General features: G+C 69.8%; 18 protein-coding genes and 1 tRNA gene. 10 read left to right on the forward strand and 9 right to left on the reverse strand.

The annotated features are described in order from the left end of the window. Positions 1–4 precede the first annotated feature (4 nt). Positions 5–1,303, reverse strand: coding sequence for a M1 family metallopeptidase (locus tag MTE01_RS05245; protein WP_141376088.1), 1,299 nt, complete (start codon positions 1,301–1,303; stop codon positions 5–7). Next, positions 1,300–5,238, reverse strand: a complete 3,939-nt coding sequence (locus MTE01_RS05250; protein ID WP_141376090.1) for a Pls/PosA family non-ribosomal peptide synthetase — start codon at positions 5,236–5,238, stop codon at positions 1,300–1,302. The genes MTE01_RS05245 and MTE01_RS05250 overlap by 4 nt, the downstream gene beginning before the upstream one ends. Positions 5,239–5,397: 159 nt before the next feature. On the opposite strand from MTE01_RS05250, the gene MTE01_RS05255 reads away from it, so the two are divergent. The 4 genes from MTE01_RS05255 (at position 5,398) to pstB (ending at position 9,579) form a co-directional block, all read left to right on the forward strand. Beyond that, complete coding sequence (locus MTE01_RS05255; protein ID WP_103206159.1) at positions 5,398–6,525, forward strand: phosphate ABC transporter substrate-binding protein PstS; 1,128 nt, start codon at positions 5,398–5,400, stop codon at positions 6,523–6,525. Positions 6,526–6,679: 154 nt separating this feature from the next. Then, positions 6,680–7,696, forward strand: coding sequence for a phosphate ABC transporter permease subunit PstC (gene pstC, locus MTE01_RS05260; protein ID WP_103206158.1), 1,017 nt, complete (start codon positions 6,680–6,682; stop codon positions 7,694–7,696). Beyond that, positions 7,693–8,781, forward strand: coding sequence for a phosphate ABC transporter permease PstA (pstA, locus tag MTE01_RS05265; protein ID WP_103206157.1), 1,089 nt, complete (start codon positions 7,693–7,695; stop codon positions 8,779–8,781). Before pstC ends, pstA begins: the two co-directional genes overlap by 4 nt. Before the next feature lie 18 nt (positions 8,782–8,799). After that, entirely contained in the window at positions 8,800–9,579 is a 780-nt protein-coding gene (gene pstB, locus MTE01_RS05270) for a phosphate ABC transporter ATP-binding protein PstB (RefSeq protein ID WP_103206156.1), read from the forward strand. Between the two features lie 55 nt (positions 9,580–9,634). Here the strand turns inward: pstB and MTE01_RS05275 are convergent, their stop codons facing one another. The 4 genes from MTE01_RS05275 to sigK form a co-directional block, all read right to left on the reverse strand. Continuing rightward, entirely contained in the window at positions 9,635–10,519 is an 885-nt protein-coding gene (locus MTE01_RS05275) for an aminodeoxychorismate lyase (RefSeq protein WP_141376092.1), read from the reverse strand. 188 nt (positions 10,520–10,707) lie between these two features. After that, on the reverse strand, positions 10,708–11,346 hold the full coding sequence (locus tag MTE01_RS05280) for a DNA-directed RNA polymerase subunit beta (protein WP_141376094.1): 639 nt from the start codon (positions 11,344–11,346) through the stop codon (positions 10,708–10,710). Between the two features lie 74 nt (positions 11,347–11,420). Next, the gene (locus MTE01_RS05285; protein WP_141376096.1) at positions 11,421–12,236 is read right to left on the reverse strand and encodes an anti-sigma factor; all 816 of its coding nucleotides are present in this window, start codon (positions 12,234–12,236) and stop codon (positions 11,421–11,423) included. After that, positions 12,233–12,835, reverse strand: a complete 603-nt coding sequence (sigK, locus tag MTE01_RS05290; protein WP_174799645.1) for an ECF RNA polymerase sigma factor SigK — start codon at positions 12,833–12,835, stop codon at positions 12,233–12,235. Before sigK ends, MTE01_RS05285 begins: the two co-directional genes overlap by 4 nt. Positions 12,836–13,153: 318 nt before the next feature. On the opposite strand from sigK, the gene MTE01_RS05295 reads away from it, so the two are divergent. Continuing rightward, positions 13,154–13,825, forward strand: a complete 672-nt coding sequence (locus MTE01_RS05295; protein WP_116239103.1) for a fasciclin domain-containing protein — start codon at positions 13,154–13,156, stop codon at positions 13,823–13,825. A 117-nt stretch (positions 13,826–13,942) separates the two neighbouring features. On the opposite strand, the gene MTE01_RS05300 is transcribed toward MTE01_RS05295, so the two are convergent. Further along, on the reverse strand, positions 13,943–14,992 hold the full coding sequence (locus MTE01_RS05300) for an iron-siderophore ABC transporter substrate-binding protein (protein WP_246077987.1): 1,050 nt from the start codon (positions 14,990–14,992) through the stop codon (positions 13,943–13,945). Positions 14,993–15,015: 23 nt separating this feature from the next. Here MTE01_RS05300 and MTE01_RS05305 point away from each other — a divergent pair, with 23 nt between their 5' ends. From MTE01_RS05305 to MTE01_RS05320, 4 genes are all read left to right on the forward strand, one after another. Next, on the forward strand, positions 15,016–16,068 hold the full coding sequence (locus tag MTE01_RS05305; RefSeq protein WP_246077988.1) for a FecCD family ABC transporter permease: 1,053 nt from the start codon (positions 15,016–15,018) through the stop codon (positions 16,066–16,068). Next, positions 16,065–17,081 (forward strand): FecCD family ABC transporter permease, encoded by a 1,017-nt coding sequence (locus tag MTE01_RS05310; RefSeq protein WP_170210614.1) that lies wholly within the window; start codon positions 16,065–16,067, stop codon positions 17,079–17,081. The genes MTE01_RS05305 and MTE01_RS05310 overlap by 4 nt, the downstream gene beginning before the upstream one ends. Before the next feature lie 39 nt (positions 17,082–17,120). Then, positions 17,121–17,196, forward strand: a tRNA-Lys gene (locus MTE01_RS05315). Between the two features lie 166 nt (positions 17,197–17,362). Further along, on the forward strand, positions 17,363–17,788 hold the full coding sequence (locus MTE01_RS05320) for a hypothetical protein (protein WP_141376100.1): 426 nt from the start codon (positions 17,363–17,365) through the stop codon (positions 17,786–17,788). Between the two features lie 392 nt (positions 17,789–18,180). On the opposite strand, the gene MTE01_RS05325 is transcribed toward MTE01_RS05320, so the two are convergent. Both MTE01_RS05325 and MTE01_RS05330 read right to left on the reverse strand, forming a co-directional pair. After that, on the reverse strand, positions 18,181–18,585 hold the full coding sequence (locus MTE01_RS05325) for a DUF5684 domain-containing protein (protein WP_141376102.1): 405 nt from the start codon (positions 18,583–18,585) through the stop codon (positions 18,181–18,183). 107 nt (positions 18,586–18,692) lie between these two features. Then, a complete protein-coding gene (locus MTE01_RS05330; RefSeq protein ID WP_141376104.1) occupies positions 18,693–22,766 on the reverse strand; it encodes a LamG-like jellyroll fold domain-containing protein in 4,074 nt (1,357 codons plus the stop codon). 343 nt (positions 22,767–23,109) lie between these two features. On the opposite strand from MTE01_RS05330, the gene MTE01_RS05335 reads away from it, so the two are divergent. Next, on the forward strand, positions 23,110–26,853 hold the full coding sequence (locus MTE01_RS05335; protein ID WP_141376106.1) for a family 43 glycosylhydrolase: 3,744 nt from the start codon (positions 23,110–23,112) through the stop codon (positions 26,851–26,853). Positions 26,854–26,875 lie beyond the last annotated feature (22 nt).

Consider the following 26,875-nt stretch of genomic DNA (forward strand, 5'->3'; position numbering starts at 1 on the left):
GCCGTCAGGGTCGCGCAGGCAATGCCACGTCGTCGATCCACCGTGACAGCACCGCGGCGGCATCCGCTCCCCCGGCGATTTCGACCGCGGCACGGAAGTCGTCGGTGGTGACGAGAGCATGACGATGGTCCGCCGTCCACGACCGGAGAAGCTCGAAGAACGCGTCGTCGCCGAGAGTTCGCCGTACGGCGTGCAGCGTCAACGCACCGCGCTTGTAGACGCGATCGTCGAACATGTCGTCGGGGCCCGGATCGGTGAGAACGAGATCACGGGGCTTGGCGGCGAGGCGGGCGTGATGATCCGCGACGCACGACTCGACGGAAGCCCCGCCCGACGTCTCCGACCACAGCCATTCGGCATAGCAGGCGAAACCCTCGTTCAGCCAGATGTCGCTCCACCGCGCGATACCGACGCTGTTGCCGAACCACTGATGAGCCAGCTCGTGCGCCACCAGCCGCTGCGCGGCGGGAACCAAATGGTTCATGCCGAAGACAGCCAGGCCCTGAGCTTCGAGCGGGATCTCCAGCTCGTCGGCGGTGACCACGAGCGTGCAGGCCTCCTGCGGATAGGGTCCGAAGAGGCGATCGAAGGCCCGGAGCATGTCGGGCACCGTCGCGAACGCCCGATCGGCGGCCGCGGTGAGTCCCGGCGGGGCGGTGACCGTGACCGCGGGAACCACGGAATCACCGGTACCTGCGAGCTGGCGCGTGCGGTACCGGCCGATGTGCACCGCCGCGAGATAGGTCGCCGTGGGGACGTCCGAGACGAAGCTCGTCGTCACCCGGCCACCCCGCCGCACGCTGGCACCTGCGACCCCCGTGGCCGCTGCGACGTATCCCTCGTCGACCGTGACCTCGAGCCGCATACGTGCGCGGTTGTCGGGCCGGTCGTTGCAGGGGAACCAGGTGGGCGCTCCGATGGGCTGGCCCGCGACGAGGGCGCCGTCGGCCAGTTCTTCCCATCCGACCGTGCCCCAGCGCGAACAGCGCGGAGCCGGAGCCCCGGCGTAGGTCACTTCGACATCGAACCGGTCGCCCGCGGCGAGCGTGCGGGGCAGCGTGACGCGGACGACCCGGGGACCGGCCGAGAACCGGGCGGTCGCGCCGTCGACACGCACCCGCGAGGTGCGGAGGCCGACGAGATCGAGCGCGATCGACGACACCGTCTCGCGCGCCACGGCGACGATCGTCGCCACACCTTCGAGGCGGTTCGTGCGTACCCGGTAGGCGATCGCGAGATCGTATGACTCGACGTCGTACGACAGGTCGCCGCTCTGCGGGGCGTAGGGGTCGGCCACGCTCACGTCGTCGACTGGTAGGCGCGCACCTTCACCGCACGCCACGGGCCGATGGGATTGCCGCTCCACCTCGAGCCGACCGGCACCGTCTCCCCGCGCATCACGAGCGACGCGGGCCCCACGGTCGCGTGTGCGCCGAGGGTCGAGGCGGGGAGGACGACGCTGTGCGGACCGAGGGTCGACCCCGGCTCCAACTCGACGGTATCCATGCTCATGATTCGATCATGGAACAGGTGCGTCTGAACGACGCATCCGCGGTTGACCGTTGACGCATCCCCCAATGTGACCAGGTCGGGTTCCGGCAGCCAGTAGCTGTCGCACCACACCCCGCGCCCGATCGTGGCGCCGAGGCTGCGCAGCCACACGGCGAGCGCGGGCGTTCCGGCCGCCGCGCGAGCGAACCACGGGGCAGCGACCATCTCGGTGAACGTATCCGACACCTCGGTGCGCCACACGAAGCTCGACCACAGCGGCTGCTCCCCGGCGCGGATGACCCCGACGATGGCCCACTTCGCCGCGGTGGATACGCCTGCGGCCACGGCACCCGCCGCGAGCATCACGATGCCCGAGAGCAGCAGCGTCCACACGGGGCCGAGCCCTTCCCACAGGGCCGCGAGCGCGAAGATCACGCCGAGACCGATGGCGCACGTGACGACCACCGGCACGAAGCGACACAGCTCCCAGAGCGTTCGCGCGAAACGCAGCGCCGAGGTGGGCCGGTAGGTGCGCGACTCGTCACCCGCCGCCGAAAGCCTCCGCAGACGCACCGCGGGCGAGCCGAGCCACGAGGAGCCCGCCTTGGCCTTGAGCGGTGCCGCCGACAGCACCGCGACCAGCCCGTCGCGCGGAACGCGGTGCCCGGGAGCGGCCATGCCGGAGTTTCCGAGGAAGGCGCGCTTGCCGATGCGCACCGGACCGAGCCGCATCCATCCGGCACGCAGTTCATAGGAGGCGACCATGGTGTCGTCGGCGAGGAACGCGCCGTCCTCGATCCGCGCCATCGAGGGGATGAGCAGAACGGTGGACGCCTCGACGTCCCGCCCGACGCGCGCGCCCAGCAGACGCAGCCATACGGGCGTGAACAGCGACGAGTACAACGGGAAGAGCACCGTGCGGGCGGCATCCAGCAGTCTCTCGATCGTCCACGCCTGCCACGCGACGCGACTGCGCACGGGATGGGTGCCCTCGGTGAGACCGATCGACATCACGCGCACGAGAAGGACCACGGATGCCGCGAACACCAGGCCCGTGACGGCGACGCCGGGAACGAGCCAGACGAAGGCCCCCGCGGCGGCCCGGCCGAGGTCATTCCCATCGCGCATCCCCTGCGACACGACGAGCCCGCCGACGGTGAAGGCGGCGAGGGGCAGCAGGGCAAGGACGAGCGCCGACGCGGCGTACGCCCAGAGCCACCGGGTCGGTGCCGCCGGACGCTCGCTCGGCCAGTCCTTCGCCGTGCCGCCCACCCGCACGGCGGGAGACCCCGCCCACGACTGGTCGGCCTTGACGCGGCCGAACACCGCGGACCCCGGCGCGATCTCGGCGCGACGACCGATGCGCGTTCCGGGAGCGAGGGTCGAGCGGGCTCCGACGGTGGCCTCCGCCCCGATGCGCACCTCGCCGATACGGACCAGGTCGCCGTCGATCCAGTACCCGGTGAGATCGACCTCGGGCTCGATCGAGGCGCCGTCGCCGACGACGAGCATGCCCGTGACCGGCGGCAGCGCGTGCAGGTCGACGTTGCGTCCGATGCGCGCGCCGAGAGCGCGGGCGTAGTACGACACCCAGGGGGCACCGGCGAGGCCCACGGCATCCACCTGATCGGCGATCTGCTCGGCGAGCCAGAGGCGGATGTGCACCCACCCTCCGCGCGGGTAGTCGCCGGGGCGCACCCCCGCGAGCAGCACGCGAGCGGACGCCACGGCGATCGCCATGCGACCGAACGGCGTCGCGAACACGACGAGGCCGACGACGAGAGCGGGCCACGGCACCGTCGGCAGCACGTCGAACCCGGGGACGAGCCGAAGGATCGCCGAGGCGGTGAGCAGATAGAGCACCCATCTCACGCCCGAGAGGATGAAGAGCGGGACCCCGAGCAGCGTCTGCGCCCACTGGGTCGTGCGCGGCGTGGGCTCGGGGCGGTGGAATTCGGCGGGGGCCTCGTCGGCGAGCTGCGGTCCGAGCGCCTTGGCCATCGCGCCCAGACGCGGCACGTCGTAGATGTCGGCGACCGAGAACTCGGGGACGCGCGCTCGAATGCGCGAGACGAGCTGCGCGGCCGCGAGCGAGCCGCCGCCCAGATCGAAGAAATCCGCCTTGCGGTCGGTGACCGGCAGGCCCAGCACGGCCTGCCATTGCTCGGCCAGCCAGACCTCGTTGTCCGAGAAGTCGGTGGGGACGGGTGCTTCGACACCGGGTAGCGGCCAAGGAAGGGCGGCGCGGTCGACTTTGCCCGAGGTGCGCACGGGCAGAGCGTCAACCACACCCAGGAGCGGGATGGTCGCCGCCGGGAGGCGCTCCGCGAGAGCCGCGCGCGCCTCGGGGCGATCGAGCTCCGCCCCCTCCTCCATCACCAGGTAACCGACGAGAACCGGCACGCCGGCCTCGGTGGTGCGCACGGCGACCGTGGCCGCGCTGACGTGGCGCAGGTCCTGCAGTGCCGACTCCACCTCGCCGAGCTCGATGCGCCGACCGCCGACCTTCACCTGGTCGTCGGCCCTCCCCTGGAACACCAGCCCCTCGGGCTCGAAGCGCACGAGGTCGCCGGAGCGATACGCCCGCTCCCACCCGAGGGTCGGCATCGACGCGTACTTCTCGGCGTCCTTCGCCGGGTCGAGATAACGGGCGAGACCGACGCCACCGATGATCAGCTCGCCCGTCTCCCCCTCCGCCACGGGGAGGCCCTCGGCATCCACCACCGCGAGAGCCCACCCGTCGAGGGGCAGACCGATGCGCACGGGCAGCGAGCCGTCGAGCGGGGCGGCGCACGCCACGACCGTCGCCTCGGTCGGTCCGTACGTGTTCCAGACCTCTCGCCCCTCGGCCACGAGACGCGCGGCGAGCTCGGGCGGGCACGCCTCACCGCCGAAGATCAGCAGACGCACGTTCTCGATCGAGTCCGCCGGCCACATCGCCGCGAGCGTCGGGACGGTCGACACGACCGTGATCCCCTGGCGGAGCAGCCAGGGGGCGAGGTCCTCGCCGGATCGTACGAGAGAGCGGGGAGCCGGCACGAGACACGCGCCGTGACCCCAGGCGAGCCACATCTCCTCGCACGAGGCGTCGAAGGCCACCGAAAGCCCCGCGAGCACCCGGTCCCCCGGACCGAGCGGTTCCCCCTGCAGGAAGATACGTCCCTCCGCCTCGACGAACGCCGCCGCCGAGCGGTGCGACACCGCGACCCCCTTCGGAACACCGGTGGAGCCCGAGGTGAAGATGATCCACGCGTCGTCGTCGACGGTGGGCGGGGCGACGATCGGCACGGCACTCGTGCTCGGGTGCGGAGCGTCCCCCTCGTAGAGACGCACGAGATCACCCTCCGTCGCGACGAACTCCCCCGCGCCCGCCACGATGCCGCGCACGCCAGCCTCGCCGAACACCAAGCGCGCACGCTCGTCGGGGTCGTCGGCATCCACCGGGACGTAGGCGGCGCCCGCCGCCATCACCGCGAGGATCGAGACGTACAGCTCCTTGGAGCCGGACGGCATGCGTACGCCCACCCGGTCGCCTCGCCGCACCCCGGCGTCGTGCAGGGCGGCGGCCGTGCGCCACACGCGCGCCAGGAGTTCGCGATAGCTGAGGGCACCCGACCCGTCGTCGATCGCAGAAGCCTCGGGATGCCGTGCGGCGACGTCGGTGAGGATGTCGATGAGCGTGCGCGGGGGCGGCGCGGCCCCTGTCCGGTCGAGCGGGGCCTGAGCTTCGGAAGCGAAGGTCGTCACGGAGGTGAACAGTACAACCCCCGGGAAAACGCCCCGGAACGGCCACCCCGGTTCACCTTCCGTTCACCCGTGCAACGCAGTCTGTTCTCTGTCGCTGTTTACCGTTCACGACGAACCCTGCACCGGGTTCCTGTTCCCGACATGCGAAGGATTCACACCGTGAAGCTCTCCCGACTCGCCCAGCTGGGCACCGTGGCCGCCGTGGCCTCCCTGACCCTCGCCGGCTGCGCCGGCCCCTCGGGCTCCGGCGACGCCGCGGGCTCGACCCCCTCGTCGACCTCGTCCGACGTCGCCTTCACGATCGACCCGAACCTCTCGGGCACGATCACCGCGGGCGGTTCGAGTGCCCAGGCCAACGCGCAGGCCGCGTGGACCAGCGCATACAACGCCCAGGCCAAGGGCGTCACGATCAACTATGACAAGTCGCAGGGCTCCGGCGGTGGCGTGACCAACTTCCTGAGCGGCGCGTACGACTTCGCCGGCTCCGACTCGCCGCTGAACGCCGACCAGACGGCCCAGTCCAAGGCGCTCTGCACCGAGGGCGGCGTGAACATCCCCGTCTACCTCGACGGTGTCGCGATCATCTTCAACATCCCCGGCGTCACCAGCCTGAAGCTCTCGGGTGAGACCATCGCGAAGATCTTCGCCCTGCAGATCACCGACTGGTCCGACCCGGCCATCACGAAGGACAACGGGACGGCTCTCGCCGCCGGCGCCATCACCACCGTCGCCCGTTCGGACGGCTCCGGCACGACGCAGAACTTCACCAACTACCTCGCCGCGACGCAGTCGTCGGTCTGGACCAAGCCCGCGGGCAAGGACTGGCCGATCGAGGGCAACGTGTCGAAGCAGAAGGGTGGCTCGGGCGTCGTCGAGGCCGTCAAGGCCGGCTCCGGCACCATCGGCTACGCCGACCACTCCGCCATCGGCAGCCTGAACGCCGCGTCGATCATCCAGGACGGCACCGCGATCGCGTACAGCCCCGAGGCCGTCACGGCGACCTTCGCCGCTGCCGCTGTCGACGCCAGCAACGGCGTCGCGGGCGACCTGTCGAAGAAGTTCGACTACTCGAAGCTCACGGCCGAGACCTACCCGATCCCGCTCGTGTCGTACGCGATCACCTGCACCACGTTCAAGGACGCGAAGCAGTCGGAGCTCGTGAAGTCGTACCTCGGCTTCGTCACCAGCACCCTCGGCCAGCAGGTCGCGGCCAAGAACGCCGGCTCCGCGCCGCTGCCCGACTCGGTGCTCTCGGCTGCTGCCGAGACGCTCGCGTCGATCAAGTAAACATCTCTTCGGACTCGGCCCGGTCCGCACCTCGCGTGCGGATCGGGCCGGGCTGATCGGAGCGGTCGACTCGTCGAACGCTCCGCTGAGCCGACATCCTCAGAGATACCCGATCGAGGAGAACCCATGACCCGTGCCGAGCGTGAGATTCCCCGTGACTGACACCGTCGCAGACACCGAGACCGCCCCGTCTTCCCCTCCCCCGCGGACGTCCATCGTCGGCAAGCGCCGCGTGGGAGACTCCGTCTTCCTGGGGCTGTCGACGACGGCCGCCGTGTCGATCATGATCATCCTCGCCGGCGTGGCGATCTTCCTGATCATCCGCGGCATCCCCGCCATCACCGGCAACTGGACCGAGGGCGATCTCGCCGGGTACCAGAACGGGAGCTGGACGAATTTCTGGGAGTACGTCGGTCCGCTGCTCTTCGGCAGCATCTGGGCCGCGCTCATCGCCATGGTGATCGGAACTCCCGTCGCCATCGGCATCGCGCTGTTCATCTCGCACTACGCGCCCCGGCGCATCGCCGGCTTCCTCGGCTACATCGTCGACCTTCTGGCCGCGGTCCCCTCGATCGTGTTCGGCCTGTGGGGCATCATCGTCATGCGCCCGCTGCTCGTGCCGGTCGGCGAGTTCCTCAACCAGTACCTCGGCTGGATCCCGCTCTTCCAGGGTCCCGTCTCGACCACCGGCTCGACCATGTTCACCGGTGGCGTCGTGCTCGCCGTGATGATCCTCCCGATCGTCACCTCGATCACGCGCGAGATCTTCCTGCAGACCCCCCGTCTGCACGAAGAGGCCGCCCTCGCCCTCGGCGCCACGCGCTGGGAGATGATCCGCCTCGCGGTGTTCCCCTACGCCCGCAGCGGAATGGTCTCGGCCACGCTGCTGGGCCTCGGCCGCGCCCTCGGCGAGACGATGGCCATCGCGCTCATCGTGTCGCCCAGCCTCATCTACTCGGTGCTCCTGCTCACCGACGGCTACAACTCGCAGACCATCGCGGCCAACATCGCGCTGAACTTCCCGATCGCCACCGACCTGCAGCGATCCGCGCTCATCGGAACCGGTCTCATGCTGTTCGTGGTGTCGCTCGCGGTGAACATGCTCGCCCGCTACATCATCGGGGCGACCGGCCCCGGTGCGAAGGGTCGCAAGAAGGGCAAGCGCTCATGACCGTCACGGCCCCCTCGTCCTCCGCTCCCCTGGCGCTGACCAGCGGCCAGCTCCCCCGCTTCATCGAACCCGCCCTGCTGCTGGGTATCGCGGTCGTCGTGGCCGGAATCCAGTTCCTCCTCGGGGGCTTCAACCTCGCGGCGTGGCTCGTGCTCTCGGCGGTGCTCTACCTGATCGCCATCGGGGTCGGCTCCTCGATCGTCGAGAACCGCCGCAAGGCCGTGGATCGTGTCGTACGCGGTCTCGTGACGGTGGCGTTCCTGCTCGCTGTCGCCCCGCTCATCTCGACCCTGTGGACCGTGGTGTCGAAGGGCCTCGCGGTGGTCAACTGGAACTTCGTCACGCAGGTGGGCGGCACCGCGTTCAACCCCGACACGCTCGAGGTGGTCGCCACCGCGGGCGCCTGGCAGGCCATCACGGGCACGCTCATCATCACGGGGATCGCGGCTCTCATCTCGGTGCCGATCGGTGTGCTCGCCGCGGTCTACCTCGTCGAGTACGCGCAGCCGAACAACCCGCTGCGCCGCGCGATCACCTTCCTCGTCGACGTGATGACCGGCATCCCCTCGATCGTCGCGGGTCTGTTCGCCTTCTCGCTGTTCAGCCTGGTCGTCGGTCCGAAGGCGTTCAGCGGCTTCTCGGCATCCATCGCCCTGTGCGTGCTGATGATCCCCATCGTCATCCGCTCGACCGAGGAGATGCTGCGTCTGGTCCCGGCCGACCTGCGCGAGGCCTCCCTCGCCCTGGGCGTGCCGCGCTCGGCCACGATCATCAAGGTCGTGCTGCGGACGGCGGCCTCGGGCATCATCACCGGCGTCGTGCTGGCCGTCGCGCGCGTGGTGGGTGAGACCGCACCGATCTTCATCGCCGCGAGCTTCACCGACAACTTCAACGCCAACCCCTTCGAGGGTCCCATGCAGACCCTCCCGGTCATGGCGTACACCGCGTACAGCTTCCCCGGGCAGGACATCGATGCGTCGCAGGCGAACGCCTGGGGTGCCGCCTTCCTTCTCGTCGTCCTCGTCGTCATCTTCAACCTGATCGCCCGTATCGTGGCGGCGGTGTTCGCGCCCAAGGCGCGCTGAGCCCAGAAAGGCACACTCGTGTCCAAGAGCATCGAGGTCCAGGACCTCAACGTCTACTACAGCGACTTCCTCGCGGTCGAGGGCGTCTCGATCGACATCGAGCCGCGCTCGGTCACCGCGTTCATCGGCCCCTCGGGCTGCGGCAAGTCCACGTTCCTGCGCACCCTCAACCGCATGCACGAGGTCATTCCCGGCGGTCGCGTCGAGGGCCGCGTCCTCATCGACGGCGACGACCTCTACGGCCCCGGCGTCGACCCCGTGCTCGTCCGTCGACACGTCGGCATGGTGTTCCAGCGTCCGAACCCGTTCCCGACGATGTCGATCCGCGAGAACGTGCTGGCCGGCGCGAAGCTGAACGACAAGCGGATGGCCAAGAGCGACGCCGACGCCCTCGTCGAGAAGTCGCTGCGCGGCGCGAACCTCTGGAACGAGGTGAAGGACCGCCTCGACAAGCCCGGCGGCGGCCTCTCGGGCGGTCAGCAGCAGCGCCTGTGCATCGCGCGCGCGATCGCGGTCTCGCCGGACGTGCTGCTGATGGACGAGCCCTGCTCGGCCCTCGACCCGATCTCGACCTTCGCGATCGAGGAGCTCATCGGCGAATTGAAGAGCGAGTACACGATCGTGATCGTGACGCACAACATGCAGCAGGCCTCGCGCGTCAGCGACAAGACGGCCTTCTTCAACATCGCGGGCACCGGCAAGCCCGGCAAGCTCATCGAATACAACGACACCGCCTCGATCTTCACGGCCCCCAGCGTCCAGGCCACCGAGGACTACGTCTCCGGTCGCTTCGGATAAGCAGCCACCGCGCGAAGGCCCCGCTCCGGCGGGGCCTTCGTCGTCTCTCCGAGCCTCAGTCGCGAGGGCTGAGCAGGTACGCGTTCAGCTCGTCGGTGAACGCGCGGTCCACCGGCACGTCGGCGCCGTCGACGGAGCGGATCGGGGCCGCGAGCCGGACGCTCGACAGGAGCCACGCGGCATCCGCTCTCGAAAGATCCCCGGCGGGAACGGTCTCGTACGACGTGGCGAAGCCGCGACCCTCGAGAAAGGCGAACAAGCTGAGCTGCGTCGTCCCGTGCAGGATCCCGGCCTGCGGCTCCGGCGTGACGAAGCGATCACCGAAACGCAGGACGACGGATGCCGTGGGCGCCTCGAGCAGATACCCGTCGCTCGTGACGAAAACGGCGTCGTCGGCCCCGCGGCTCTTGGCCTCGCGGATGGCGGCCATGTTGACCGCGTATGAGAGCGTCTTCGCGCCGAGCAGGAGCCAGGGAGCGCGAGCCGGCACGTCGAGGGCGTAGCCGCGGTCGAGGGTCGCGACGCCGACCCCCTCGGTGCGTCCGCGGCTGTTGTCGGGAGCGTCGGCGAGGGTGATCCACGCGGTCGGTGCGGGCCCGTGCTCGACGCCGCGGCTGAGGAGCAGTTTCATGACGTTCTCGCCCTCGCCCGCGGCACGAGCTGCGCGCTCGATCGCGACGCGCCACTGCCCGAGATTCGGCGCGGGCAGGTCGCAGAGCGCGGCCGAGTGGACCAGACGCGCAAGGTGGGGTTCGATCTCCTGAACGTGCCCGTCGACGACGCCGAGGCTCTCGAAGATCCCGTCACCGCGCTGCGCGCTCAGCTCGCCCACCCCCAGGGCGGGGCCGTCGGGATCGATCTCTCGCAGGGTGTCGGCGTAGTCGCTGCGTTCCTCGTCGGATGCCACGGGGTCGATCACGAGAGCGAAGCGCCAAGCCATGAGGCGAGCCTACGCCGCCGGGCCGACACGCCCGGGCCTTGTCAACGGGGCCGCGGAAGGGAATGTCCGCGGGCGGGTCTTGTTACACTTCTTCAGCCGGGCCGCAGTAACCCCGGGCTCCATCTTCTGCCGCTATGAGCGGCCATGCGCCGAGAGGCGTTCTGCGGTCCGGCACTTCTCTTTCCCGCTCAGGTCAGCGCGTCGCGGCGCCAGAGAGCAGCGGATGCCGAGAGGTCTTCCGCGTAGGTCGCCAGGCGCAGGGCCCGCGTCGTCAGCGCGGACGCCCGCTCCGATTCGGTGTTCTCGTAATCATCGGCGAGGTGCGTCGACCCCGCCGCCTGCACACGGCAGAACGCCGCCGCGCGGTCGAGGGCCACGGCGAAGTCCCCCTCGAAGAGGCCGCGCAGAATGGTGTCGATCAACCGCACGAGTTCTTCGGGGCCTGCGGGGGCGGGAGCGCCGGCGACCACGGCATCCACCGTCGCGATCTCCACGCGCCCGCGTTCGTACAGCAGAGCGGCCGTCGCCGCGTCGTCGTGGATCATCAGCTGCAGCAGGTAGAGACGCCAGAGCGCCCCGGGCAGCGATCGGGCAGGCGAGCGCGACCACAGCTCGGCGATGTCGTCGATGCCGTGGTCGTCGGTGAAGGCGACGAGACGCTCGACCACGTCGATGCTCGGGTCGGCCCGCACGCGCGACAAGAGCGCCTGCGCCGTGCTGTGCGCGACCCGCGACACCTCGGCCGGGTCTTCCGCGGCGAAGAGGCGGTCGAACAGCTCGGCGGGACGCCGGACCGGCTTGTGGAACTCGCGGGGGGAATCGCTCATTCATCCAGGCTAGAGCGTCGGTCTGCTCGCTGCGGCCGCCCGCACGGACGCGCGCGGCCGCAGGAAGCGAACGATCACGCCGTGGCGACGGCGACGACGGGGGCGGTGCTCGGAGTACCGTCAGGCGATCCGCCGGCGGGTTCGATCGTCACGGCGATGACATCGCCCGCGTGCATCTCGCCCTTCAACACGGCGGTGGCCCTGCCCGCCTCATCGGGCTCGAACGTGCCGGCCGCGATCGGGGTGTCACCGCGGACGAACCACAGCTCGTACGTCTTGTCGGCGGCGAGGGCCGGCATCCCGTCGGTGACGAGGACGCTCTGCCCCGTCGAGGGCGACCAGTGCGCGGTCGCCACCGTGCCGTCGGGCAGAGTGGTCGACGCCGACTGCGCGTCGGGGGCGTCTTCGATCTGACGGAGCGCGACGACCGACGACGGCGGCGAGACGAGCTGGCTCACCGTGACGGCGCCGAAGCCCAGGATCAACACCGCCGCGAGCGATGCGGCCAGGGTGAACCACCGACGGGGGCGCGAGCCGGACGCCGAGGACGGACCGACGGAGACGGTCTCCCGCTCGGGCTCGACGGGCGCAGCACCCGCAGCGGCGAAGTCCTCGTCGTCGCCGGGCGGGAAGGACTCAGAAGTGGACGCGACGGCTGACTCCTGCGGCAGCTCGGAGATGCGCGCGAACAGCGAGGCCCGGACGGACGGCGGGGGCTCGACAGGCTCGACAGAAGCGCTGATCGCGGCGACAGCATCAGCGGCACCGCGTACATGGTGGCCCCAGTGCGGGTTGCCCGCCAAAGCCTCCTGGTACGCGCGTTCATCTGCCTCGGAGAGCGCATTGAGCGCGTGTCCGACGGCGAGGTCGGCGAAATCCCTCTCGTTCACTTGTCCACCCCCATCTCCGTTCTCAAGCGCGACAGTCCGTCGCGCATTCGTGTCTTGATCGTGCCGAGCGGTGCCCCGACCAGGGTCGCGATCTCACTTTGGCTGTATCCGCCGAAATAGGCGAGCGTGAGTGCTTCCTTCTGGGCGTCGGGGAGCGCCGCCAGTGCATCGACGACGCGCCGCCCTTCCATCTTCAGTTCGACTTTCTCGGACACGGCGTCGTAGGCGACATCCATATCCCGGAAGCCCGCACGCACGTCTCGATCGACACTCGACTGCGATGACCGCACGCGATCCACCGCTCGACGATGAGCGATCGTGAGAACCCACGATCTTCCCTGTCCTCTGTTCGGAGTGAAGCGCCCAGCGGATTGCCAGATCTCGAGAAAGACTTCCTGGAGCACTTCCTCGCTCTGCGAGCGGTCGACGAGCACACGCAGGATCAGGCCGAAGGCGCGAGCGGACAGCGCGTCGTACAGCTCTGCGAAAGCCGTCCGGTCGCCATCGGCCACGCGCAGCAGGAGTCCGCCCACATAGTCGGCGTTCTCCACCCCGTCGTCGGGAAGGTCGAAGCCGTCGATCACCATGGCATCCATCATTGCTTACCTCTCACGCGCCCCCACGCGTGTGCGCGCGCGTGGCGGCGTAGATAAAGCAAACCGTTATCTGGCAGACCCGAGCCCCGACCCCGACAGCGGTGCACGTCGAAAAACATTCTGGAGAATATTTACACGCCTCTCATCTGGTATTTTTCGACTCATGGATGCCGCCAGACCCCCGGATCCGCAACATTTCGCAATCCGATCCCGAGGGGGTCTCGAAGACCCTGTGTAAGCCGCTCCACGGCGAACCGCCCCTCGCACCGGGGTGTCCCAAACGGGTCGCAGACGCGATCCGGATGATTTCGGAGGAATGTCATGCTCACCAACAAGAAGCCCGTTATCGCTGGTCTCGCCCTCGTTCTGGGCTCGGCTTTCGCCCTCACCGCATGTTCGGGTGGCACCACCTCGGGCGGCTCGACCACCGACGAGAGCTCGATGCCCTCGATGTCGGCATCGCCGTCGATGTCGTCCAGCGCGATGGACCCCGCCGCCAACCTCGTGGGCCCCGGCTGCGCCGACTACGCCGCCGCCGTTCCCTCGGGCTCGGGTTCGGTCGCCGGCATGGCCGCCGACCCGGTGGCCACCGCCGCCTCGAACAACCCGCTGCTGAAGACGCTCACCGCGGCCGTCAGCGGCCAGCTGAACCCCGACGTGAACCTCGTCGACACGCTGAACGGCTCCGAGTTCACCGTCTTCGCCCCGGTCGACGACGCGTTCGCCAAGATCCCGGCCGCGACCATCGACGGACTCAAGACCGACTCCGCCACGCTGACCAAGATCCTCACGTACCACGTGATCCCCGGCCAGCTCACCCCCAGCGAGATCGATGGCACGCACGCCACGGTCGAGGGCCAGGACGTCACCGTCGCCGGCTCGGGTGACGCGATCACCGTCAACGGCTCGACCAACGTCATCTGCGGTGGCGTCCAGACGGCCAACGCCACCGTGTACCTCATCGACTCGGTGCTGATGCCCCCCACCATGTAATTCCCGGACGCGCGGTCACCCGCGTTTCCGAACGGTCGATGATCGACCGATCCTGACGGCGAGCGCCGGACCCCAGGCGAGGGGGTCCGGCGCTCGCTTTCGTGTCTGCGGGGTTCCTCAGTCCCCGACGGTCCGGATGATCTCCTCCTGGACGAGACGCGCCGCGATCGGCCCGGCGTTCATGAACCACGGGTCGAAGTCGACGGTGACCGTTCGCTTGTCCGCCACCGCGCCGAGGGTCGGCCACAGCGGGGCACTCTCGATGAAGCTCCGCCCCTTCCCGGTTCCGCCGTAGTAGACGCGGTCCGCGTCGGCCAGGTCGATCTGCTCGGCACTGATCTCTTGCGACGTCTCGTCGAACTGCTGCGACGCCGGGCGCCCCAGGCCGAGATCCTCGGCGATACCTCCCGCGAACGACGGCAGTCCCATGATGCGGGTGCGGTCACCGGTCGATTGCAGGAACGAGACCGTAGGCTTCCCGGCCGGGTGCGTCTGGGCGAAGGCAGCGCTCTCATCCTGCAGGCCGTCCAGCACTCCGCGCGCGGCACCCTCCTCCCCGAGAGCGTCGGCGATGAGGAGGAAGTCGCTCTTCCAATTGACGCCGTTGCCTTTGGTCACCACGGTCGGTGCGATGGCGGAGAGAGCGTCGTAGAGCTGCGCGCCCCTGGTCGAATTGATCAGGATGAGGTCGGGGGCGGCCTGCGCGATCGCCTCGAGGTCGGGCTCGGTGCGTTCGCCGATATCGGCCATGGCATCGAGCGCCGCCGCCTTGTCGGGCAGCGCGTCGCGCAGATACTGCGGCACCAGACCGCTGTTCTCGGCGCGGGTTGCGGCGACGGGTACCTGGTCGAGCGAGAGAAGAGCGTCAAGCTGCCCCGTGGAGACGACGGCGATGCGCTGGGGCTTGGCCGCGATCTTCGTCGTTCCCGCGTAGTGGGCCACCTCTCGGGGGAAGACGCCGTCGGCCTCGGGCGAGCCCATCCCCGGGTCGAGGTCGCGCGAGACGATCCACTGACCGGTGGAGCCGGACTCGGCGTCGACGGTGGCGGGTCCCGCTGCGACGCCGGAGCACCCGGCGAGCACCAGGACGGTGGCGACGAGTCCCGTGGCGAGCACGCGTCGGGGACGAAAACGGGAGGGAGCGGACGGGAAACGAAGGACAGTCACGCGCTTAGGTTAACCTTACCTACGTGCTCGATGTCCACTCGCCCACCATTCCGGGCGTGGCTTCTCCGGGGCGACATCGGCGTTCTCTTCCTGTGCGGGCTCTCGTCCTCGTCCTCTCCGTCGGCGGCATCCTGGCCCTTCTGATCGTCGCGAGCCTCGCCGTGGGCTCACGAGCACTCGCACCCGGCGACGTGCTCAGCGCCCTGTTCACCGATCGACGGGATGCCGCGGGGGTCATCGTCCACGAGCTGCGCCTGCCCCGCACGCTCACCGCGATCTTCGCCGGGGCCTGCCTCGGCGTCGCGGGAGTGCTCATGCGGGCCGCCACGCGAAACCCTCTCGCCGACCCGGGCCTGCTCGGTGTGAACGCGGGGGCCGCTCTCGGGGTGGTCGTCGCCATCGCGTTCTTTGGCGTCGCGACGGCGAGTGGATACGTCTGGTTCGCGTTCGCCGGTGCGGCCGGAGCGTCCTTGCTCGTCCACGCGGCGGCACGCGGGGACCGCCGTGACGACGCGATCGGCCTGGTTCTCGCGGGCGTCGCGCTCAGCGCCTGTCTCGGCGCCGTGGTCCGGATCGTCACGCTGGTCGACGATGACACCTTCGAGTCGTTCCGCTTCTGGGCGGTCGGCTCGTTCGAGCGGCGCGATCCCGACGTGGCCGCGCAACTCCTCCCGTTCGCGGTGGCGGGCGTCGTTCTGGCCCTTCTCGTCTCACGCGGCCTCGATCAGCTGCAGCTCGGAAGCGACCTGGCCCGCTCACTCGGCGTCTCTCCGGCGCTCATCATGCTCGGCGCCGGCGCCGCGATCACCCTGCTCTGCGCCGCCGCGACCTCGGCTGCTGGCCCCCTCGCCTTCATCGGGCTGCTCGTGGCGCACGCCGTGCGCGGGGCGGTCGGCGGATCCGTGCGCGTCTCACTCCCCCTCGCGGCCGTCACGGGCGCCGCCCTGACCCTGGCGAGCGACGTGCTGGGACGCGTGATCGCTCTTCCGGGTGAGGTCGAGGCCGGGATCGTTGCCGCCTTCCTCGGCGCCCCGCTGTTGTTGTGGCTCATCCTGCGAAAGACGAAGACACCGTGAGCCTGGGAACGCCCCTGCGCACGTCCGCTCGATCCCGGAGGCGTCGCCGGTACGCCCTGGTCCTCGTGACGACCCTGGTCGTGGCTTCGATCGCCGCCGTCGTGGGCCTCACGACGGGCTCCTTCCACGCGTCGCTGGAGCAAGTGGCATCCGCTCTCACCGGAGAGGGCGATGGGCGCACCACGGTCGTGGTGGTGGGGCTGCGGGTGCCGCGAGTGCTCGCCGCCCTCGCGATCGGCGCCGCCCTCGGGCTCGCCGGCGCGGTGTTCCAGACCCTCGCCCGCAACCCGCTCGCAAGCCCCGACATCATTGGATTCAGCGCCGGATCCGCCACGGGTTCGCTCGTCGGTCTGACGCTTCTCGCACCGGCAGCCTCTCCCGCGGCGGGTGCGTGGATGGGCGGGCTGCTCACCGTCCTGGTGGTCATGGCCATCGCCCGCAGCGTCGGCATCTCGCGAGAGCGGACCGTCCTCGCGGGGATCGCCCTGTCGACCCTGCTCTCGGCGGTCAACGACTATCTGCTCACCCGCGCTCCCCTCGAAATCGCGCGCAATGCGACGCAATGGCTGCACGGGAGCCTGGCCGCGACGTCGTTCGACGACGTCGCGCTGTTGTTCGCGTCGATCGGCATCCTGTCGCTCGTTCTCGTGGCCGTGTACCGCGATTTTCGCGCTCTCGAGTTGGGCGACGACACCGCGGTGGCCCTCGGGGTGCGCACCGGCCGCGTACGCGTGCTGCTGATCGTCGTCGCCGCCCTTCTGACGGGGGCGGCGACGGCCGTCGCCGGGCCCATCGGCTTCATCGCCCTCGCGGCACCCCAGCTCGCCCGACGGACCATGGGCGCGACGGGGATTCCCCTGGTCGGCTCGGCCGTCACGGGTGCGGCGGTGCTGCTGGTCGCCGATGTGATCGCGCAGCGAGCCCTGGCTCCGCTGCAGATCCCCGTGGGCCTCGTGACCGCCGTCGTGGGCGGCGCGTATCTCTTCTGGATCGTGTCGCGCCGTCGGCGGTGAGCACGAACGCCCCCGCGAGGCCGGTAGGCTGGTCGTCGAGGGCCTCTAGCTCAGTCGGTAGAGCATCGGACTTTTAATCCGCGGGTCGTGGGTTCGAGCCCCACGGGGCCCACCACGTCAGCGTTACTCGAAACTCGCCTAGAGCGATGTACGAGTGCTCCTGCCTCAGGAGTCGCATCCCCGCCCCCGTTCCTTGGGGCGGTTGTCGTCGAGATCTCAGAACGCCGACGGGCGCGAGGGGGGATTCCCCCACCGGGTGCTCGCCGCCATAGTCTGACGAGATGGCCGACCCCCTCGCCGACTTTCTCTCCGGCGACCCGCAGCGCATCTGGCAGGCCTCGTGGGACATCATCGGGACGCGGGACAAGAACGTCCTGGAGCATCTCCGTCCCGCGCTTCCCGCCATCGAACGGGCTACGGCGAACATCGAACTCGGCGGGATGATCTTCTCGAACAGAGACGCCCTGGTCCACGCCCTCGACAAAGTGCAGAACTACCGCGCATGGAAGTGCTGGTGCGACGACTACCGGCGTCTCCTCGCCTTCGACCCGACGAGGGAAGAGGAACGCGGTCACGTGAGAATGCTCACTCAGGATCGTTCGGGGTGGCCGGTGACCTACGAGTGCGAGTGCACTATCTGCGGAAGAGAATTCCACGTCGACGAAGGCGAGCATCACGCGCGGTGGTGGCAATGGACGCCGCGCTAGCTCCCTTAGGGCGTCTCTCAGGGAGGTAGTCAGTTCACCCGCGACCAACGCCGCAGCACCAGCCCCGCACCGACCGTTATGGCATGTGCAGCCTGATTGTTCCTTGATCGTCCACTGACCCGGATTGGGCCTGAGCGTCGTAGGCCTCCTGAACGGGTACGGCAATGCCCCAGCGTGTCCATTCGCGGACGCTGGCCGTCGTGTCGTCGAAGGCGTTCCACGTTGCATCCCCCGCTTGTTCGGGCAGGAGAACGTGGATGCGAGAGACACTCGGAACGGTGCTGAGGTGGAGAACTCGATCTCTACGCCGCGCTCGAGCGGGCGCAGGTATCACGGGGTCAGCTCCTTCAGGTGCCCGCATTCGAACTCGTCGCGAAGTGTGTGGGGCGATCTCAGATGCGGGCGGAATTATGGGTGTCGCGAGAGTAGCTGAGGATGAAGTATCCGATCAGCGGGAACAGCCAGAGCAGGAAAATCGAGAAGAGAGCGCCGTGGCCGAATGCTCGCCCCAGTCGTAGGGCGACGATGACGGCGAAGACGATGTTGACGATGGGGATGAGGTAGAGCAGCGTCCACCACGCGGACAGACCTGCGGCGCGGACGATGAAAAACGCGGCGACGACGGGAATCAGCGCCACCCATGCGGGTTGCCCGGCTTTTCTCAAGAGTGGCCAGACCGCAGCGACGAACAGGATGTACCCGATGACACCGCCGATTGCACCGCCGACGGTCGATCCGGAGTTATCCGTGGTTTGCATGTTCGCAAGAAGAGGCGCGGCCTCGAGAAAAGTAAGCATGGCGTGAGTCTAGGGACGAAGCTCCCCCCGCGGTGGCGGAGGCACACGCACCGATACAGCCTCAGCGGTCGTGGGCCCCGCCCGAATGACGGGGCCCACACCAGCGATCAGCTCACCCGCGACCGACGCCGCAGCACCACCAGCCCCGCACCCGCCGCGATCAGCGCGAACGCGCCCAGGCCGAGGCCCCAGGGCAGCTCAGCGCCGGTACGGGCGAGGGTTCCCGCTGCGACCACCTGCACGCCGAGGCGCGAGAGGGTGGAGCCGTCGGCCCGCGAGATTACGAGCGTGTGCGCGCCCATCGCGAAGTCGGCGGGAACCGTCACGCGAAAGGTGACCGCGCCACGAGCGTCCGCGGCCGGGATGCCGGTGATCGTCAGCGGCTGGCTGTTGAGCACTGCGCTGATCTGCTCGCCCGCCGCGAGCCCCGTCACCGAGACCGTGAACGACCCACCCTGCTCGACGCGCGTCGAACTCGCCGTTGCCGTCGGGCCCGCGGACGGGCTCTGCGATGCCGCAGGCTGGCCGGGCACGGAGGCGCTCGGCGAGGGAGAGACCGCCGGGTCCGGCGAGGTCGACGGGTCGGGAGACGGCTCCGGCGAAGGAGTCACCTCGGTCACCAGGGTTCCCTTCGTGAACAGGGTGCCGACCTCGGTGGCATCCAGCGCCCGTCCGTAGACCCGCACCTCGTCGAGGTCGCCTCCGTACAGGCTGTCCTGCCCGTACTGCGACTTGGCCAGTAGGCCACCGATCCCGCCGGATGCCTCGAGGTCGGAGGCGTCGAAGATCGTGGCGATCTCGGCGACCTTCGCGCCGTTGACGTACGTGGCGAGGGTCTTCTTGCCCGTGAGCACCAGGGTCACCTGCGCCCACGTACCGGTGGGCAGGGCCGCCGCGCCCGACTTGTTCTCGGTGAAGCCCGACTTGATCGCGGCGGCCACGCCCCCGCAGTCAGCGCTGGTGAAGAGGTAGTTGGTCGTGCTCGAGCCGAGCGACAATGGCCACTCGCAGGGGGCGCCGCCATCCCACTTCATCCACGTCGACACCGTGAGATCACGCGTGCCGTCGGGCACCACGTCTCCCGCGATCGTCGCGTAGGCCGCGTTCGAGCCCGATCGGCCGCCCGGGAACGACAGGGCGGAATCCCCGGCCGCATCCCGTGCGCCTGCCGCGGTCGTGGCACCCGTGCCGCGGATCGTCGCGTCGTGCCCGCGCCCCGAGACGTCGGTCACGCGGGAGCCGTCGGTCGTGGCATCCAGTCCGTCGAAGCTGTAGCGCAGCAGCAGGTCGGCCTCGGCCGTCACCACGGTCAGCGTCAGCGTCGCCGTGCGACCGTCGGTCGTCGTGGCCGTGATGGTCGAGGTGCCGGCAGACACCGCGGTCACCCGACCTGATCCGTCGACCGATGCGACCGCCGGGGCGCTCGAGGTCCAACTCACCCTCTGGTCGGCGTTCGCGGGCGCCACCGCCGCGGTGAGCGAGGTGCTCGCCCCGACGGCGAGGGCGCGCGAGTCGTAGCCGATCGAGAGAGAGGTGGATGCCACCGAGCCACCCCCCGCGGTCACGGTGGCGATCGCGGGGGTCACGGAGCCGTCGTTCAGCGCTCCACGGATCTGCACGCTGTCACCGGGGGCTTTCAGGGCAGAGAGGTCCTGCTGCTCCCAGGTGACGCCGACGTCGATCGCACCGGCGGACCGGCCGGCCTTCACCGTCGAGGGCAACGCCACCGAGCTGGTGCCCGGGGCCACCTCGTACGACAGCGGTTCGACCGAGGTCACGAGCTGCTCGGGGTTGTACCTCGCGATGAGGCGGTCGCGCTCCTCGCGGGTGATGCCGAAAGCGACGCCGTGACGCGGGGAGGGCGGCAGCGAGTACTTCGCGGGAACCTTCCAATCGACCTTCCCCTCTTCGAGCGAGTCCGTGTAGAGCGGGATGTAGCCGCCGCCGCCGTACCAGTCGACGAGGACGTAGTTGCGGTCGCCGTTGATGTCGCCGGGGTTGGATCGGAAGGCCGAGGGCCCTTCGGTCTCGGGAAGTCCCGCGTTGGCCGAGAGGCACGTGTCGAACTTGGTCCACTCCCCCGAGGTCGAGGGTGCCCGAAGGTCGGTGCCCTTCTCGGCCACGATGTCGGGGCGGCAGGCGGTCTGCTCGGTGCCCTTCGTGAAGCGGTAGTAGGTGCCGTCGCGCTCCATGATCGTCGTGTCGATCAGGCCCGCGTTGGTCTTGCGCAGCCCCTCGATGTCACCCGACTTGATGTACGGGACGGCGGGAGTGAAGGTCACGAAGTCGCGCGTCGTGGCCATGAGAATTTGCGGACCGTTGCCGTCTTCCTGCGTGTGCGCGTCGTCGAGGAAGAGGCGCGACGACCAGTACACGACGTAGGCGTCGATGGTGGGGTCGTAGTGCGCTTCGGGCGCCCACGTCATGCCCGCGCTGGGAGGTGAGACCTCGATGTGACGCTGTTCGCCCCAATTGACGAGGTCGGTCGACTCCCAGATCTCGAGGTAGCGGCTGCCGTTGTCGGTCGGGAAGCCCTTGCGCGCGGCCGACAGGTCGGTGGCGATGAGGAAGAACCGGTCGCCCTCTTTCGAGCGCAGCACGAACGGATCGCGCAGGCCCATGTCGCCCTGGGTGGATTCGAGGACGGGATTGGCGTTGTTCAACGTGCGCCAGTTGAGCGCGTCGTTCCCCTCGGAGACGGCGAAGCGGATCTTCTCACCGTCGATCGTGTTGTCGCGGAAGTACACGAACATGTACGCCTCGTCGTCTTCGCGTGTGTGCTCGGACGCGGCGAGAACGGTGACGGGGAGCTCGACGGTGCGGGTTGCCGCCCCGAGGCGGAGGGTCGCGGTGAGCGTCACCGCCGTGTCGGCGGCGCCGCGCGTGACGCGGCCCTTCGCCACGACGTCGGGCGAGACGCCCGAGTCGCTGTCGGTGATGACCGCGGTGTCGGACGACGACCACGAGATCTCGACGTCGCCGGCCTGCGACGACGAGAACGTGCGCTTCAGATCTGCGCCCGTGTCGGGAAGGGTGATCGAACCGCGCACGTCGCCGGAGAGCCCGGCCTGCGAGGGCAGGGCGTCGGCGACCTGGCGGACGGCCTCGTCCTGTTCCGTCGCGGAGAGAGCGCGCACCGTCACCGCGATGGCCGGGGCGACGCGCGTCTGGCCGCCGAGGTTGAAGGTCGGCGTCAGCTGGACCGTCGCGTCTCCGGCGCTGGCGGAGGGACGCGTGACGGTGCCGTCGGCGGCCACCACGTCGGCGTCGCTCGTCGCCCACGAGATCGAGGAGCCGGCCGCCGTGGTGGCCGGAAGCTGCAGATCCCGGTCGACGCTCGAGGTGTCGCCGAGCGACACGGAGTCCGATGCCAGGACGGCGCGGTATCCGTCCGCTCCGACGCTGCGGATGTCGTCGGCCGACAGCGCGCTGTTCCAGATGCGGACGTCGTCGATCGCTCCGACGTAGAAGGGGTCGTCCCAGAAGGAGCGCCCGAGGTAGCCGCCGACGCCGTTCTGACCGAGTGCGGCGTCGATGGTCTGCGTGATGCCGGTGAGGTCGGCATCCGCCCCGTCGAGCTGACCGTTGACGTAGTAGCTCAGGCGCTGACCCGGCTGGAAGACGAGGGTGACGTTGGCCCACTGCCCCACCGGGAGGGCGGCTCTGCCGTTCCCGACGCGACGCTCCCCCGAGCCGTCCGACACCGCCCCGTAGGTGCCGTTGCAGCTCGTCGAAGCCAGGACGTTCTTCGTCGTCGAGCGGCCGAGCCCGAACGCGAGCTGACACGCGCCGTCGGCGGCACCCTCCCACTTCGTCCAGAGGCTGACGGTCAGCGCGGCGTCGGTGGAGGCGACGATGTCGTTCGGCAGCGACACGTACGACGCGACCGCGTCGGCGTCGTTGCGGCCGCCCGACAGGCGGATGGCCTTGTCGCTCGAAGCTCCCGTGACCCCGGGGACGATCGTGATGCCGCCGTTCACGACGGATCCGTCGGTCCGAGGCGAGCGGGTGCCGGTGTCGGGAATCGCGGCGCCGGCGCCGAGAGTTCCGCTGAGAGTGTCGAAGGTGTAGTGCAGGCCGGGTTCGGGCACGTTCGCGGCGAGAGCCGCGGGGGTCGTGACGAACGTCGACGCGGCGACCGCGGCGACGGCGCCGGCGGCGAGAAGACGATGGACGCGCATGGGGGCAGGACGCTCCGTTCGGTGCGGGGACGGGCAGGCGATGCGGCGCCCGTCGCCGAGAACGAAAGACCGCAACCCTGCTGCTCTTCCGAGTCGGCGCGTGTTAGCGCTCACACTCACGAGCAAGCTACAAGTGCCACCCGAAGAGGTCAAGAAACAATGCGGTCACAAGTGAAGGTTCACATTCTGCCTTGCGCCTTCCGCTCCGCATTGTTTAGTGTCGGTCGCGACCCAGGCCGGAAACCGCAACCCCGGCCAGGACCGCCACGACGACGTGCGGTCTCGGTCGCCGGACCGGCGACCCGGACGCGACGCCTCGCCGTTCGCCCGAAAGGCTCCCCGCATGCGTTCACGTCGCCCTGCCGCTCTCGCCGTCGCCGCTGCCCTGGTCGGCGCAGGGCTCGTCACCGGCATCGCTCCGGCCCAGGCCGCCGTTCCCGCGGCCGCCCTCCTCTACGACTTCGACAGCCTCGACACCGGCTCTCTCGCCGCCGGGGCTCAGATCCCGGATGCCGCCGGAGCCCATGCCGGAACTCTGCGCGGCGCCGGCGCGAGTATCGTCGAGGGCCCCCGCGGCGGCTCCGACCGCGCACTCTCGCTGCCCGGCGGGGCGGCGACGTCGGGAGCGGCCTTCGTCGAGATCGCGCCCGGCCTGACCGACGCCTCGACGGGCGACGTCACGATCTCGGCGTGGGTCCGCTGGTCGGGCGGGCAGGAGTGCTCGTGGGCGTACAGCCTCGGCAGCTCGAACGACCGGTACCTCTTCGCCACACCGCGCTGCGGCGGCAACCTCATCGGCGCCGTCAAATCCGGCACCGAGCAGCGGGCGACCGGCAACGGGCCCGCGTCGTCGACTCGGTGGAGTCACCTCGCCGTCGCCCTCACGTCGGGGCAGCGTGTCACCACCTACGTCGACGGCGAGGCCGTGGCATCCACCGCGACGACCGCCACGGGTGCCGCCACCGTCGGGTCTTCGGTGTTCTCGGGACTCATCGGCAAGTCGCTTTACCCGGGCGACCCGTTCTTCGCGGGCGCTGTCGACGACGTCCGCGTGGACCGCGCGGCACTCGACGCGGAGCAGGTCCGTGCGATCGCCGCTCCCGCGGCAGACGCGATCGCGCGAGCCGACGCGGCCGCCGTCGACCTCGGCGACACCTCCGCCGTCACCGCCGACCTGGCGCTCCCCCGCGCGGGGACCGGCGGCTCGTCGATCTCGTGGGCGTCGAGCGCGCCCGCCGTCGTCTCCACCGACGGTCGGGTGACCCGCCCCGCCCCCGGCTCGCCCGACGCCACCGTCACGCTGACATCGACCACGACCTTCGCCGGCGCCACCGCAACCGGAGCGCCCGTACAGGTCACCGTGAAGGCGGACTCCGCTGCCGACCTCTCGGCTCGGTTGAGCGCATCTCTCGTCGTGCCGCCGGTCGTGGCATCCGGAACCTCCCTCCCGACCGTCGCGGGCGTCGACCTGCGCTGGAGCGGCGACACCGTCGCGAACGGGGCGCTCGTGAACCCGGGCTCGGGTGACCGCACTTCTCAGGTCACCGCCTCCGCGACCTGGGGAGCCACCACGTTCTCGAAGACGTTCACCGTCACGGTGCTCGATCCCGCCACGGCGCAGAGCCTCGTCGCCTACACCCGCACGCCGACGAACGACCACGACGCGAACCAGGACACCGTCGCGCGGAGCATCCACCTCGCGGTGGGTTCGTCCGCCGACACCGCGCAGCCCCTGCAAGACAACTACGGCGTGGTCTTCGCACGCGGCGAGCACGTGGGCGTCGACAACGTGGAGCAGCGCGGGATCGGCTCCCCCTCACCGTTCTTCTTCGCCGACGGCCGGCTCGGCTTCGTCGCCACGCGCGTCGAGATGTCGGGAACACCGGATGCCACGGCCTCGAGTGGGGCGCTCGTGTTCCGCGCCGAAGATGACCGCGGTTCACAGTTCGCGGAGCTCGGGACGATCGACCTGGGGACCACCGACGGGGTCGTCTCTCCGCGCGCCGTGTGGGACTCGGGGCAACAGCGCTACCTCGTGTCGTGGGCTGACCGCTCCGGCCAGGCCCGGTACACGACCGTGACCGACCTCGCCCGCACGGAGCAGGTCGCCGACCCCTTCAATACCGAAAACGACGGCACCCGCAGCCGCGTCGTATCGACAGGCAACCGCGGAGACGTCATCGCCGGCTCCCCGCTCGGTGTCGCGGATCCGTCCTGGGGCTCGTTCGCGGGTCGCGTCGCAAATGCCGAACCCGGCGGCATACTGCCGGTCAGCGCCGCGATCGCTACGGCTCTGGCCGAGAGATACGACCGCGTCGTGAACACCGCCGTCTCGGTCGCACCCGTGACCGTCACGGCCGGCGCCGGCGACGCCCTCGACCGCACGCGCGCCGACCTCTCGTACAGCGACGGCTCGACCGCGACCCTCCCCGTGGACTGGAACGCCGACGACCTGGCGGCGGCGCGCGCCGCCACTCAGGGCATCGTCATGGTGACGGGCACCGTCCGCCAGAAGGACTACAGCGTCCCCTTCGCCGCCAACCGCGCCGACCCGACCATCTACCGCTACGAGCGCGAGGGCCGCACGCAGTACCTCTTCATCGCGACCGACGACACGAACAACAACAACATCGCCTCGCCCCACCTGCCCATCCGCGTCTCGGACACGTTCGACGGACTGTCGGATGCCGCGGGCGGAGCGCAACGCGAGGTCGACCTGCTGAACCGCTGGACGCGCCGCGACACCACCACCGACGGTCGGACCATCGCCGGCTGCTACTGGGCGCCCGAGATCCACGAGATCGGCGGCACGCTGTCGATCCTGTTCTCGCCGTGCTTCAACTCGGGCGACTCGCAGGCCAACGACGGCGCCGACTGGCGCACCGTGCAGTCGTACATCATGCAGCTCCGCGACGGCGGGGATCCCGCGAACCCGGCGGACTGGTCGAAGCCCGCGCCGGTCCTGCAGGCCGACGGGACAGCGCTCGGTCGCGAGGGCTACAGCAACATCAGCCTCGACATGACGTACTTCGAGGCGAACGGGCAGGCCTACTACACGTGGTCGCAGCGCTACACCTCCCCCGGGTTCGGCGACCCGCTCACGTGGATCGCGAAGGTCGACCCCGCCGACCCCACCCGAATCGTGGGCGAGGCGAAACCCGTGATCTCGCCGTCGCTCTCGTGGGAGCTGCGCCTGGCCGAGGGCTCGTTCGCGATGGAGCGCGACGGCAAGATCTTCCTGATCTACTCGAGCGACGGTGTGAGCCCGCGATACGTCGTCGGCGGCGTCTGGGCCGACCTCGACAGCGACCTCATGGACATCGACAGCTGGCACAAGTACAACACCCCGTTGATGAAGAGCGTGCCGATGCCGGCCGGGGTCTGGGACTATCTCACCTACCCGCAGGGCCCGGGTCACGGCGCGGTCACCACCGACGAGGACGGCAACGAGCTCTACGTGTTCCACACCTGGGGCGACGGCGTCGAAGGCAACGGCCGTGACACCCGCATCGGCCGCGTCCACTGGGCAGCCGGCGACCGACCCGTGCTCGACATGAGCAAGGACGAGCAGGTGCTCCCCGCCCTGCGCACCGTGACGATGACCGTCACGATCGTGCCCGCCGGGGGATCGTCACCCTCCCCCGAACCCACCACGCAGCCCTCTCCCACCCCCGGCGACTCCGCGTCGGAGGCGACGGCCACGGCGAGCGCCACACGCGTCGCCCCGGGAGAGTCCTTCACGGTCACCGCGACCGGGCTGAACGCCGGCGAGCAGATCTCGGCCGTCCTGCACAGCACGCCGCTGCCGATCGCCGGCATTCCCGCCGCCGATGACTCGGGCCGCGTCGTCTTCCGTGTCACCGTCCCCGCCGGCTTCGACCAGGGCGCGCACACGCTCGAGGTCGCGCGGGGCGATGGCCGCGTCTTCGGCCGGCTCGCCATCGAGGTCGTGGCGCCGGGGTCGCTGGCGAAGACGGGCGTCGGTGCGACGTGGGTTGCAGCTCTCCTGGGCTCGGCAGCTCTCCTCGCTGGAGCGACGGCTCTGGCGCTGCGCCGCAGACGTGTCATCGTTTGTCTTCACGGCTAAACGACCACAGAGCGCCGCGCGA

This window comes from Microbacterium testaceum, from assembly GCF_006539145.1.
Classification (GTDB): Bacteria; Actinomycetota; Actinomycetes; order Actinomycetales; family Microbacteriaceae; genus Microbacterium; species Microbacterium testaceum.